The 12,082-nt window shown below is 54.1% G+C and carries 11 protein-coding genes; 7 read left to right on the top strand and 4 right to left on the bottom strand.

The genetic code is table 11. The annotated features are described in order from the left end of the window. Positions 1 to 111 precede the first annotated feature (111 nt). The 3 genes from BMW31_RS11505 to BMW31_RS11495 all read left to right on the top strand — a co-directional run bounded on the left by BMW31_RS11505 (position 112) and on the right by BMW31_RS11495 (position 3,076). Positions 112 to 984 (top strand): DNA/RNA non-specific endonuclease, encoded by an 873-nt coding sequence (locus tag BMW31_RS11505; RefSeq protein ID WP_091825993.1) that lies wholly within the window; start codon positions 112 to 114, stop codon positions 982 to 984. Between the two features lie 439 nt (positions 985 to 1,423). Then, positions 1,424 to 2,245 (top strand): Nif3-like dinuclear metal center hexameric protein, encoded by an 822-nt coding sequence (locus tag BMW31_RS11500; protein ID WP_091826124.1) that lies wholly within the window; start codon positions 1,424 to 1,426, stop codon positions 2,243 to 2,245. A 3-nt stretch (positions 2,246 to 2,248) separates the two neighbouring features. Next, entirely contained in the window at positions 2,249 to 3,076 is an 828-nt protein-coding gene (locus BMW31_RS11495) for a zinc ribbon domain-containing protein (protein ID WP_091825990.1), read from the top strand. Between the two features lie 81 nt (positions 3,077 to 3,157). Here BMW31_RS11495 and BMW31_RS11490 read toward each other — a convergent pair whose 3' ends face one another. From BMW31_RS11490 to BMW31_RS11480, 3 genes are all read right to left on the bottom strand, one after another. Further along, positions 3,158 to 4,006 (bottom strand): TerB family tellurite resistance protein, encoded by an 849-nt coding sequence (locus BMW31_RS11490; RefSeq protein WP_091825986.1) that lies wholly within the window; start codon positions 4,004 to 4,006, stop codon positions 3,158 to 3,160. 129 nt (positions 4,007 to 4,135) lie between these two features. Then, complete coding sequence (locus BMW31_RS11485) at positions 4,136 to 4,462, bottom strand: nucleoside triphosphate pyrophosphohydrolase family protein (protein WP_091825983.1); 327 nt, start codon at positions 4,460 to 4,462, stop codon at positions 4,136 to 4,138. Between the two features lie 16 nt (positions 4,463 to 4,478). Then, positions 4,479 to 4,928: a type I restriction enzyme HsdR N-terminal domain-containing protein gene (locus BMW31_RS11480; RefSeq protein WP_091825978.1), complete on the bottom strand. Its 450-nt coding sequence runs from the start codon at positions 4,926 to 4,928 to the stop codon at positions 4,479 to 4,481. A 39-nt stretch (positions 4,929 to 4,967) separates the two neighbouring features. On the opposite strand from BMW31_RS11480, the gene holA reads away from it, so the two are divergent. The 4 genes from holA to BMW31_RS11460 all read left to right on the top strand — a co-directional run bounded on the left by holA (position 4,968) and on the right by BMW31_RS11460 (position 9,047). Beyond that, entirely contained in the window at positions 4,968 to 5,996 is a 1,029-nt protein-coding gene (holA, locus tag BMW31_RS11475; RefSeq protein ID WP_091825974.1) for a DNA polymerase III subunit delta, read from the top strand. 778 nt (positions 5,997 to 6,774) lie between these two features. Beyond that, positions 6,775 to 7,230 (top strand): helix-turn-helix domain-containing protein, encoded by a 456-nt coding sequence (locus BMW31_RS11470; RefSeq protein ID WP_091826121.1) that lies wholly within the window; start codon positions 6,775 to 6,777, stop codon positions 7,228 to 7,230. Between the two features lie 141 nt (positions 7,231 to 7,371). Next, on the top strand, positions 7,372 to 8,148 hold the full coding sequence (locus BMW31_RS11465) for a dihydroorotate dehydrogenase electron transfer subunit (RefSeq protein ID WP_091825969.1): 777 nt from the start codon (positions 7,372 to 7,374) through the stop codon (positions 8,146 to 8,148). Next, entirely contained in the window at positions 8,136 to 9,047 is a 912-nt protein-coding gene (locus BMW31_RS11460; protein ID WP_091825965.1) for a dihydroorotate dehydrogenase, read from the top strand. Before BMW31_RS11465 ends, BMW31_RS11460 begins: the two co-directional genes overlap by 13 nt. Before the next feature lie 909 nt (positions 9,048 to 9,956). Here the strand turns inward: BMW31_RS11460 and BMW31_RS13615 are convergent. Beyond that, complete coding sequence (locus BMW31_RS13615) at positions 9,957 to 11,885, bottom strand: GH25 family lysozyme (RefSeq protein ID WP_255404953.1); 1,929 nt, start codon at positions 11,883 to 11,885, stop codon at positions 9,957 to 9,959. Positions 11,886 to 12,082: the final 197 nt, after the last annotated feature.

Raw genomic sequence — 12,082 nt, 5'->3', positions numbered from 1 at the left:
AATTTGGCCCGGCTTTTTCGTGTTCACGCTTTTTTGTGTATCTTTGCGGGCGTATAGCCGAACTCAAGCGGCACGGCCAGACAACAAAGCGTAAAACTTAAACAGCAGTATATGAAGAAATTATTTTTAGGCGTCTGCGCAGCCGTATGGATGCTCACGGCCTGCAGCGGCAGCACGCTGAAGGGCAACAATGCCGACAGCACGATTGTGGCATCGGGCCTGATGGCCACCGAACCGGCCCTGCCCGCCGGCCATACCAGCAGCCAGAGCGTTGCGGAGTATGAGATTCCGGCCCGGCTCAAGGACCGCCCCGAGCAGATACTCAGGCGCAGGGGCTACACCGTATCGTACAACAAAGATACCCGGACACCCAACTGGGTGGCCTGGCACCTTACCAAAAGCCACACCTACGGCAACCATCAGCGCAACCGCGACATGTTTAACGAAGACGAGACCGTAGCCCGGCCGCGCGCAACTGACGACGATTACTACAACTCACGCTACGACCGGGGCCACATGTGCCCAGCAGGAGACAACAAATGGGACGCCCAGGCCATGCGCGAAACGTTTCTGCTGACCAACATCTGCCCGCAAAACCACAACCTGAACAAGTACGAGTGGAACGACATTGAGATACTCTGCCGGTCGTGGGCACGGCAGTACGGAGCGGTCGACGTGGTTTGCGGCCCCGTGTACTACCGCGGCGAGGCCCCGCGTACCATAGGCCGTAACAAGGTGCGCGTGCCCGATGCCTTCTTCAAGGTGGTGCTCTGCCGCAACAGCGGCGCCAAGGCCATGGGCTTCGTGTACAAGAACACGGGCAAGAAACAGAACGTGTACGACTGTGTGCGCAGCGTAGACGAGATAGAAAAGCTAACGGGCATAGACTTCTTCCCGGTGCTGCAGGACGACGTGGAGGCAGAGGTGGAGGGCCAGTCGGAGCTCAAGGAGTGGAACCCCTCATATCCCACGCGGTACAAATAACGGCCCTCGGGCTGGCGGTGGCGATGCTCCCCGAGTGCCGCCATCGTCACCCGGAGCGCCGCCTGCATACCCCTCTGGGAACCGCCTCTTAGAGGGGCCCGGCCCGGAGCTGTCCTTCAAGGCGCCTGAAGGTATCGTTCAAGCCCCTTGAAGGTGCCCTTCAGGCGCCTTGAAGCATAGCTTCAGCTAACCCGCTGCTGCCGAGGGGCTTGGCTGCAGCCGTCAGGCGTTGCCGCAGAGGCACCCCGAAGGCTGTGCCGGCAGCAGCGCCTCCGTGCGTTCCGGAACCCGGACCGACATAGCGGAGGCCATCGGCCGGCCGGTTGCCGATTTGATTTCCCCGCGCCGGAGAATTGCTAAAATTAGTAAAAACAATAGGGGAGAGTGAACATATATCCCGTATATTTACTATCTTTGCATCCTAAACGTAATTTTGAGCGTGAAAATAAAGGATGTAGTCAGTGCCCTTGAACGATTCGCGCCTCTGCCTTTGCAGGAAGACTATGACAACGCCGGCCTGCAAATAGGATTGACAGAAGCGGAAATTTCAGGGGCTTTATTGTGTCTTGACGTAACCGAGCAGATAGTTGACGAGGCCCTGAGCCGAGGGTGCAACCTGATAGTTTCGCACCATCCGCTCATCTTCCGCAAGCTCAGTCGCGTAACGGGCGAGGACTACGTGCAGCGAACCGTAATGAAGGCCATCAGGAGCAACGTGGCCATCGTATCCATGCACACCAACATGGACAGTGCGCGAGGCGGCGTGAACTACAAGATAGCCGAGAAAATGGGGCTCTCCGGCCTGCGCTTCTTTGGCGAGACGCAGCTCGTGAACAACGGAGAGACCGACGCCGAGGGCAACCCTGTTGGTGTAGAAGGCGGCCAGGGCGTAACGGGAGAGCTGCAACAAGCCATGGCGGCCGACGACTTTGTGCGCATGCTCAAGCACACCTTCGGCCTTGAGTGCGTGATGTGCAACCAGCTGCTGCGCCGCCCCATCAGGCGCGTGGCCGTTTGCGGCGGTGCCGGGGCGTTCCTGCTGGGCGATGCCATCAGCGCCGGAGCCGACGCCTTCGTTACGGGCGAGATGCACTACCACGACTACTTCGGCCACGAACAGCAGATTCAGATTGCCGTTATCGGGCATTACGAGAGCGAACAATTTACGAACGAAATATTTAAATCAATCATCGAGGAACGGTGTCCCGGCGTGGCGTGTCATCTCGCCCAGACCAACACCAATCCCATCATTTACTTATAGATTATGGCAAAGAAAGACCCAACAGATTTGTCGGTAGAAGAGAAGCTGAAAACTCTTTATCAGCTACAGACTACCTTGTCGGCTATTGACGAGAAGCGTGCCCTGCGCGGCGAGCTTCCGCTTGAGGTTCAGGACCTGGAAGACGAAATTCAGGGACTCACGACGCGTGCGGAGAAGATAGCAAGCGAGATTAAGGAGTTCCAGAGTGCGATAGACCAGAAGAAGGGCGAAATAACCACCGCAGAGGCCAGTGTGGCCAAGTACAAGTCGCAGTTGGACGATGTGAAGAACAACCGCGAGTACGACACGCTGAGCAAAGAGATAGAGTTCCAGACGCTGGAGATAGAACTCTGCAACAAGAAAATAAAGGAGGCAACCGTCCAAGTGGCCGAGAAACAGCAGGAACTGGACGAAACGCAGGCGCAAATTGAGGACCGCCGGAGCGACCTGGAGCAGAAACGCAGCGAGCTGGATGCCATCATGCAGGAGACGCGTGAGGAGGAGGACAAGCTGAAAGAGAAGGCTAAAGACCTGGAAACGAAGATAGAACCCCGGCTCCTGGGCAGCTTCAAACGCATACGCAAGAGCGCCCGCAACGGACTGGGCATAGTGACCGTGCAGCGTGACGCCTGCGGCGGCTGCTTCAACAAGATACCGCCGCAGCGCCAGCTCGACATAAAGATGCACAAGAAGATTGTGGTTTGCGAGTATTGCGGGCGCATCATGATAGACCCGGAACTGGCCGGCATCAAGACCGAGACGGCTGCCGAAGAGAAGCCGAAACGCAAGCGCGCCATCCGTAAGACGGCAAAGAAAGCTGAGGAAGAATAACCTCACCTTTATATATACTGTAAGAGGGCAGGCCCAAGTCGCGTTACTTGGGCCTGCCCTCTTTGGTTTCAGGCGGCGGGGTTACAGTCCCCGGGCCTTGTAGATGCGCTCTTTGGCATCGTTGATTTCCTGGAATTTCTTCTCTGCTGCCTTTTTTACGTCGTCGCCGAGCGTGGCTACGCGGTCGGGATGGTGCTTGAGCGCCATCCTGCGGTAGGCCGTCTTGACCTCGTCGTTGGTGGCATCGGGCGAGATGCCCAGCACCTTGTAGGCCGAGTCCAGATCGTTCTCCTTGAGGTGGAGCATGGAGTCGAGCTCGCCGGCCGAAAGTCCCAGGTAGGCACAAACCTCGCGCAGGGCGCTGATTTCGGCTTGAGCTACGCTGCCGTCGGCCTGCGCAATCATGACAAGAAAGTTGAGCAGCTGCAGCCGCTGGTAGTAGTCCATGTGCTGCGCTATCTGCTCGCAGGCGCTGCGGATAACGCTCTGGTACTGCCGGGCGCCTATCTTCTTCTGCTGTTCGAAGAGCTTCAGCATGATTTCCTCGCCCTGTCGGACGGCTATCTCGCCGAAGTTCTGGCGCAGAAAACGCCTCACCGTCTCCATCTCGGAGTGCATGACGCGGCCGTCGGCCTTGATGATGTAAGTGGCCAGAACGAGCAGCGAGAAGCGGAAGGAGTTGCGCTGGCCTTCGTATTCGCGCTGCCGGTTGTACTGGTATTGCCGTTGACTGTGCTGAAACTGCTGCTGTTGGGAGCTGCCTGGGCCGAAGGCGTCTTCACGATTGAATGTTCCGCTGTTGTCGGGGGTGTTGACGGCGTCGAGTCCGGAGTCGAAGAGAGAGCCGAGAGCGAAGCCTGCCAGGGCGCCGAGGATGCTCCCGGTGCCGATGAAACCGAGAAATCCGCCTATCCATTTGCCTATTGCCATGTGTCTGTTTTGTTGTTAAGTTGTCTTGATGTGGCCTGCCGGCAGCTGTGCTCCGTCGTTTTGCGGCGGCTGCGGGCCGTGGGCAGGTTGGTTGTTGACTTGCAATTACCGTGCCAGAAAGCTGCCAGGTTACCGCTCGTCGCCGCTTCCGTGAATGCGTCCGCGCTCCTTACGGGAGGCTATCTTGTCCAGATTCAGGCGCGCAATGTCGTCAAGCGCGAAGCCCAAGTCGCCCGCGATGGCCGCGAGGTACCACAACACGTCGCCTAATTCCTTGGCTATCGCTTCCTTGCTTTCGGGCGTAAAGACGCCGTGATGGTCGCGTAGCACTTTCTTTATTTTCTCTGCAACCTCGCCGGTCTCGCCGGCCAGTCCGATAAGCGGATAAACCGTCTTCATGTTTTCGGGGTAAACGGCAGTTTTGGCGGCCGCTGCCTGGTATTCGTTCAGTGTCATAACGGAGGGTTTTTCGTCAAATATTGTTGTAATCGGGAATATCTTCAAGGAATAAATATTTTTGGTTCTCATAGTCCATCTTGCAGCAGTAGTGTTCAAGCCCGTTGCTGATGACGAGGTAATCTACATGCAGCAACAGGTTGTAGACGGTAATCTGGTCGAATACTTTCTGTGTGATGGGAATGTGGGGAGCCTTGTATTCAACTATCATCCGGGGCTTCAGCTGGCTGCTGTACAGCACGCTGTCGGCCCGTAAATCCTTGTCACCCACCTTGAGTTTCACCTCGTTGGCCAGCAGTGATGCGGGATAGCCCTTGTGCTCGACCAGAAAATGGACGAAATGCTGGCGCACCCATTCCTCTGGTGTTAGCGCAACGTACTTGCGGCGCAAGATATCAAAAATGGTGGGGCGCTCCTTCGTGCCCGACAATTTTATCTGGTAACTTGGTAGGTTTAATCGAATCATTTTGCTAACTTTGCATTCAACCGCAAAGATAATAAAAAAATGGCAGACAAGAAAGCAGGTCCGACCTTTGAAAGTATCATGCGCGACCTGAAGGCACGCAACTTTTCACCTATTTATATATTAATGGGCGAGGAGTCGTATTATATCGACAAGATTTCAGACTATATCCAGGAACATGTCCTGGAGCCCGAAGAGCGCGATTTCAATCAGTCGGTTGTCTTTGGTGCTGACGTGAGTTCGGCGCAGATAACCGACATGGCAAAGGGCTATCCCATGATGGCAGACCATCGGGTGGTGATTGTCAAGGAGGCGCAGGCATTGAGGAACCTCGATGCTTTGGAGCAATATGCAGAGAAACCGCTCACGTCCACCATTCTTGTAATTTGTCATAAGAACGGTTCCATTGACCGAAGAAAGAAGCTGGTAGCCAAGGCCGCCGCTACGGGAGTGGTGTTTGAAAGCAAGAAAAAGCGCGATTATGAGCTGCCGGCGTTCATCGAAAGCTATCTAAAAGCTAAAAACGCAACGATAGAAAACAAGGCTGCACAGATGATAGCCGACCATATCGGGGCGGATTTGAACCGCTTGACATCGGAACTCGACAAAGTTCTCATCTCGTTGCCCGAAACGGATAGGAGAGTGACTCCTGAAATTGTAGAGGTTCAGATTGGTGTAAGTAAGGACTTCAATGCCTTTGAATTGAGAAGCGCCATTATCCATCGGGAAGTTTACAAGGCCAATCAGATTATCAAATACTTTGACAGTAACCCGAAGGCAGGTTCCATCTACGGCTTCCTTCCAATGCTCTTTAATTACTTCCAGAACCTAATGGTTTCTTATTATGCACCCAACAGGAATAACGAAAACGCCCTCGCGCAATATCTGGAACTGAAGTCAGGCTGGGCGGCACGTGATTACGTGACGGGAATGAGAAACTACACCGGCGTGAAAACTATGCAGATAATTTCTAAAATCAGAGAAATAGATGCCAAAAGTAAAGGGTTAGACAACCCAAATACACCTCCCGGCGACCTCATGAAAGAGCTTCTGTTCTTCATTTTGCACTAAAAAAGCCCTCTTTTTGGCTCGTTTTTGACTTAGATTGCAAGTCAAGACGAGCCTAAATTTTAACCTTAATTGGCTGAAAGTAGGAGAGTTAACCTCCTTTTTACCCCCTCTATTTTCGCGTATTTTCAACCAGCTAAAGCCCTGCTCCTGTAAACGCGCTGTTTTTGAAATCACATCCAGTTTTGCTGTTCATAATTTATCTTTCACTTTTATTATGATTTCAAACTCTTAATTTTTAATATTCAAATATTTAAATCGCTAAATACAAGGCGCTTTGTTTTATGTTTGAATATTAAAACTTGTAGCAATTCATAATGTTGTGTGAATGGGTTTTCAAATTAAAATATCCGTTTTAAAGTTCTATATTCAATATTTATACACCGCTGTAAAGTTCATTTAAGGAGCTTGTTATCAGCTGTTTAATTCATATTATGCCATTTATACGATAGTATAAGACGGTTTTATGCCCTGCTGGATATGTATATTCAGGCGTTTAGAGTATCAAACCATGTAATTAACCTGATAGAAGCCAAATTATTATCTCAAAGGCCTTTATTATTTGATAATGGCCTTTTGACGGCTTGGAATTTAAGTTTGCGTTTCTGAACCGCATTATGCAGCCGGTTGTCTTTAATGTTTTAGAATTCAACTTTGATAATTCAATACTTTAAAGGGATATATTTCTCTTTGAAAAGTTGCGCCAATCATTTTTTTGCTTTATCTTTGTAAATTGATTGAAAAATGGAATTTTCACCCCATTTTGTAACGAATGACAGAAATGAAGGACAGAATTAAGATGATAATGGACAGCCAGCACATGACCCAAAAAGTGTTTGCACAGTTCACGGGAATATCAGAAGGAACGCTGAGTGGAATTTTCAACGGCCGCACTCAACCAACTCTGAAAGTGATAGATTCCATCAAATCCAAAATTCCGAGCGTCTCTACCGACTGGCTCCTTTTTGGTTTGGGAAGCATGTACACCGACAACAAGGAAACCGATACAGTCACCGACCCCAATCAAGTGGCTCCAGGAGAAGAAGGATTCCTTGATTTCGGCGATGACACTGCTACCCCATCCCAGGGCTCTACAGGACAAGGAGGGTATGCGGGAGTGTCTGCCAAGGTTGCTAAATCTGTTATCAAATATGTTGACAAACCCCAACGGAGGATTGAACACATAACAGTATATTACGACGACAAGACCTGGGAGACCTTCGTTCCGCAGAAGTAAGGTCTCCCTTGGATTGTTTCCTGTTAGCCGGCAATCTTTCTCACCGCCGAAAGACGTAAGAACGGCAATTTCTTGAGGTGGCAAGCACGAAATCAGGAAAATTTTGTGTAAGTTTGCATTATCAATCATGTAACAGCCAAAATGAATAAGTCGTGTTTAGACCTGACGGTAAGTTCGGCCGAGCGCATCCATGAGCGGTATGTCCTTTTGCGGCTCACAGACGACCGACCGTTACCCGAGATGCTCCCCGGACAATTCGCTGAAGTGCGCATTGACGATTCGCCAACCACTTTCCTGCGCCGTCCTATTTCCATTAACTTTGTAGACCGGGCAGCCAACGAGCTGTGGTTGCTCGTGGCAACCGTGGGCGACGGCACCCGCCGTTTGGCCCGCCTGCGCCCCGGCGGCAAGCTGAACTGCCTGCTGCCGCTGGGCAACAGCTTCACCATGCCAGCCAGCCCGGCCGACAAACTGCTGCTTGTGGGCGGCGGCGTTGGCGTGGCCCCGCTCCTTTTTTTCGGTCAGAAAATCAGCGAAATGGGTGCCGAGCCCACCTTCCTGTTAGGTGCACGCTCCGCGAAAGACCTGCTCCAGCTCGATGAATTCAGCCGTTACGGCCGCGTGCTCGTTACTACCGAAGACGGCTCCAAGGGCCAGAAAGGGTTCGTGACCAATCACTCCGTGCTCGGCACAGAGCACTTCAGCCGCATTTCCATGTGCGGACCAAAGCCCATGATGATGGCCGTAGCGCGTTACGCCAAGCGTGCAGGCATAGACTGCGAGGCCTCGTTGGAGAACATGATGGCCTGCGGACTGGGTGCCTGCCTGTGCTGTGTAGAGAAGACCACCGCAGGCAACATCTGCGTTTGTAAGGAAGGACCGGTGTTAAATATTAATCAACTCACATGGCAACTTTAAATGTAAAGATAAATAATCTGCAGCTCCAGAACCCCGTGATGACGGCTTCGGGCACGTTCGGTTACGGTTTGGAGTTTGCCGATTTGGTGCCACTCGACAGGCTGGGTGCCATCATCGTGAAAGGTACAACGCTCGAACCGCGCGAGGGCAACGACTATCCGCGGATGGCCGAGACGGCCTCGGGCATGCTCAACTGCGTGGGACTGCAGAACAAGGGAGTAGATTACTTCTGCCGGAACATCTATCCCCAGCTGCGCGACATAGGCACCCACATGATAGTAAACGTAAGTGGATCGTCGCCGGAGACTTATGCCGAGTGCGCCGCCCGCATTGATGAGCTGGACCGCATACCGGCCATTGAGCTCAACATCTCGTGCCCCAACGTCAGGCAGGGTGGCATGGCGTTCGGCGTAACCTGCGAGGGAGCCGCCAGCGTGGTGCGTGCCGTGCGCGCCCGCTACCACAAGACGCTTATCGTGAAACTGTCGCCAAACGTGACCAACGTGGCCGACATTGCCCGCGCCTGCGAGGCCGAAGGAGCCGACAGCGTGTCGCTGATAAACACGCTCATGGGCATGGCCATCGACATTGAGCACCGCCGGCCCAAGCTGAGCATTGGAACGGGCGGACTGAGCGGCCCTGCCGTCAAGCCCGTAGCCCTGCGCATGGTGTGGCAGGTGGCCCGGGCAGTCAAGATACCCGTGGTGGGCCTGGGCGGCATCATGACGGCCCAGGACGCCGTGGAGTTCCTGATGGCCGGCGCAACGGCTATAGAAATAGGTACGGCCAACTTCATTGACCCCACCGTTACGATAAAAGTAATCGACGGACTCAACGCATGGCTCGACGCTCATGGTTGCCGGTCGGTGAGCGAAATCATCGGAGCACTGGAAGATTAGGCGTGCAGCACCACCTTGCCGGGTCGTTCCGCGCACCGGTACCGTCCGTCTTCCGGCGGCCAAAAGATGAGAGCGGGCACTGTTTCCTCAACGCACGAATGCGCCGGAAGCAGTGCCCGCTCCTTTTTGTTTGTCAAGAAAACATGCCGGAAAACAGTGCAGCGATTTCATGCGAAACAGCGAGTGGGGAGGCTGAAAACATGCTTTCCGGCGCTCGTAAACATGCACCGGCAGCGCCGGAGCTTTGCCTTTAAATTCTTGAAGGATAGCTTCAGCAGGCTTGAAGGATAGCTTCAGCAGGCTTGAAGGGCAGCTTCAGCAGGCTTGAAGGATAGCTTCAGCAGGCTTGAAGGATAGCTTCGTCAGGCTTGAAGGATAGCTTCGGCAGGCTCGAAGGATAGCTTCGTCAGGCTCGAAAGATAGTTTCGTCAGGCTTGAAGGATGGCTTCGTCAGGCTTGAAGGATAGCTTCGTCAGGCTTGAAGGATAGCTTCAGCAGGCTTGAAGGGCAGCTTCAGCAGGCTTGAAGGATAGCTTCAGCAGGCTTGAAGGATAGCTTCGTCAGGCTTGATGGATAGCTTCGTCAGGCTCGAAGGATAGCTTCTGCAGGCTTGATAGATAGCTTCGTCAGACTTGAAGGATAGCTTCGGCCATCTTGAACGATAGCTCCGAGCCTGCAGAAGCATGCCTCCGCAGGTTCCAAAAGCATGCTTTTTGGCCCTTGCAGGCATCTTTCAAGAAGCTTGTTTTTGTCCATGAAAACATAAAATGTTGATTATCAGCGGTTTAATAAACAGCCCTGGTTTTGCGTATTTGCGGCCGAGAACAAGGTTGGTTGCAAATAGCGCAAGCACGCGAGGGTATTTGTCGGGATATTTCAGCTTACTGGCAGGGTGCCTGGCCGGGAGTGTCAGGGGATGAGACTGGTGCGCAGAAACTCGTTGAACACGTCCTGGTAGCCGTTAAATACGTTGATGTCCACCTCTCCGTGTATGCCCCGCACGCGGCCGTCGGGGCTCAACTGCCAGTAGCTCAGCTTGATGTCGGGTTTGTACTCGCCGTAACGCGCAATCCATACGTGGTAGTTCTGCTTGATGTCGGGTGCCAGGGGCAGGTATTTGTTGACAAAAATCTGGCTGATGTAGAGTATCGGACGTACGCCTGTACGCCGCTCCACGATGTTCAGCCAGGTGCGTACGCGCGTCCACATGGCCTCCGGTCCGCCCATCTTGGCTATCTGGCTGGGGTATGGTTCCAGGTCGAGCACGGGCGGAAGGTCGCCCTTCGAGAAGAGCGAATGCTTGATGAAGTGGGCTGCCTGCACGTTGGCCGGCGTGGTGGTGGAGAAGAAGTGGTAGGTGCCCACGTGCAACCCGTACTTGCGGGCGGCGCGGTAATCGGCCTGGTAGTATTTGTTCAGCACCGTTGTGCCTTCGGTCGACTTGATGTAAAGGAAGCTCACGGGGTAGTCAACCCGGCCGCTGATGGTCTTCTTGCTCAGTGTTCCGAGGTGCGTGATGCGCAGGTTGGCCCAGTCGATGGCGTATTTCTTCTTGCCGATTTCGTGCTGGTACTTCGATATGTCGATGCCGTAGATGCGCTCGGAGGTGTAGACGAGGCGCTCTCCGCGGTAGATGTCGTTGCGCCATTCGCCCGCTTGCAGGTACTTGTGGGGGGCGAGGGCGAAGCCGAATCCCGTGCGCCGGTCGTTCAGCCACTTGCCTTCGTAGAATTGGCCGGCCGCTGTCAGCTGCGTGCCGTGGCCTTGGGCAACGCCGTGCCGGTCCATGTGGCCGTTGTAAATGCCGCTTGTATCGCGGCGGATGCCGGTGTATAGCGTGTCGGCAGCCCATCGGCCGTCAATGGTTCGCCCCTGGTTGTCGATGGTTTGGCCACTTCCTTTGCGCTTGCCTGCCTCCCACTGGCCTGCGTACAGCAGCCGGCCGCCCTCCGAGAGCACGCCGTAGCCCTGCCGCAGGCCGTTTTTCAGCCCGCCGGCGTAGCGTTTCTGTCCGTCGGTCTGTACGCCCATGCCCAGCTTCTCCTTGGCTTCGGCGGGTGTGCTTACGCCGAAGCTCGCAGCTATCTGCGGGTTGCGGATGGCCTGGCGGCCTATGTTGCCGTAGGCGGTGGTGAAGATGTAATCGGGAATGTGCGTCACCCAGGGCAGCAGACTCACGGGGATGACGCCCAGCGGGGTGTGCCTTGAGCGCAGTTGCAGGAGCTTGTAGCCGTTGGGCTGGGTTCTGTAGAGGTTGCAGTCGGCGGTTTTCTGTTTGCCGTGCAGGCCACGGTAGATGGCGCGGTAGCTGTTGGTGCGGGTAATGGTTACGGCAGCGGGAGAGGCGCTGCGCAGCGTTTTCAGCGTCCGGCTGAGCGAGTCGGCTTCGCGGCGGATGTGCTGCGCGTAGCGTGCCAGCATGTCGTAGCCCTCATCTTTCACGTTGTGGCGCCGCAGATAGTAGGTAAGTTCGGCCTTCTGGGCATTGAGTCCGCGCAGGATGGAGTCGTCTTTCGCAATCTCGGTCTTGAGCATGTGGGCTGCTTTGGCTCCCGTTATGCGGGCTTCGGTGCCGTCGGCGTGGGTGGCCAACCTGCCGTGGCACGAGGGCAGCAGCCACCACTTGTTGATAAAACAGGCTGCGGTATAGGTGCTGTCCTGCCTGAGCGTGAGCAGCGTATGGCCGTTTGACTGCAGCTGCCAGCAGCTTCTGGTCTCCACTACGGCGGCACTCTGCATGAGCCGGAACCTGCCCGGAGGCCAGCAACGCCATGCCATCAGGGCCAAGGCGAGGGTTGCCAGTGCTATTGCGATGTAGCAGTTACGTTTGTTTCTCATTGTTTCCGTTTCTCCGCTTGTCGTTAAGTGAACCGTTGTTCAAAAAGAAGAGGGCGAACACTCGTTCGCCCCCAACCAACACAAAAACTAAACTAGACTTAACTAAAACATAATGAAGGATTTTCGCAAACACTCCATTAGTTGTTTGCAAATATACGACTTTATTTTTATATGCAGTGTATATTTTCCTTAAAAAT

It is taken from the genome of Prevotella sp. kh1p2 (assembly GCF_900111525.1).
GTDB lineage: Bacteria > Bacteroidota > Bacteroidia > Bacteroidales > Bacteroidaceae > Prevotella.
This window is presented reverse-complemented; position numbering and strand designations above follow the sequence as displayed.

Coding starts and splice junctions, on each gene's coding strand:
- BMW31_RS11485 (WP_091825983.1), bottom strand. CDS start 4,462: ATGACACTGAACGAATACCAGGCAGCGGCCGCCAAAACTGCCGTTTAC.
- BMW31_RS11465 (WP_091825969.1), top strand. CDS start 7,372: ATGAATAAGTCGTGTTTAGACCTGACGGTAAGTTCGGCCGAGCGCATC.
- holA (WP_091825974.1), top strand. CDS start 4,968: ATGGCAGACAAGAAAGCAGGTCCGACCTTTGAAAGTATCATGCGCGAC.
- BMW31_RS11495 (WP_091825990.1), top strand. CDS start 2,249: ATGGCAAAGAAAGACCCAACAGATTTGTCGGTAGAAGAGAAGCTGAAA.
- BMW31_RS11505 (WP_091825993.1), top strand. CDS start 112: ATGAAGAAATTATTTTTAGGCGTCTGCGCAGCCGTATGGATGCTCACG.
- BMW31_RS11490 (WP_091825986.1), bottom strand. CDS start 4,006: ATGGCAATAGGCAAATGGATAGGCGGATTTCTCGGTTTCATCGGCACC.
- BMW31_RS11480 (WP_091825978.1), bottom strand. CDS start 4,928: ATGATTCGATTAAACCTACCAAGTTACCAGATAAAATTGTCGGGCACG.
- BMW31_RS11460 (WP_091825965.1), top strand. CDS start 8,136: ATGGCAACTTTAAATGTAAAGATAAATAATCTGCAGCTCCAGAACCCC.
- BMW31_RS11470 (WP_091826121.1), top strand. CDS start 6,775: ATGAAGGACAGAATTAAGATGATAATGGACAGCCAGCACATGACCCAA.
- BMW31_RS13615 (WP_255404953.1), bottom strand. CDS start 11,885: ATGAGAAACAAACGTAACTGCTACATCGCAATAGCACTGGCAACCCTC.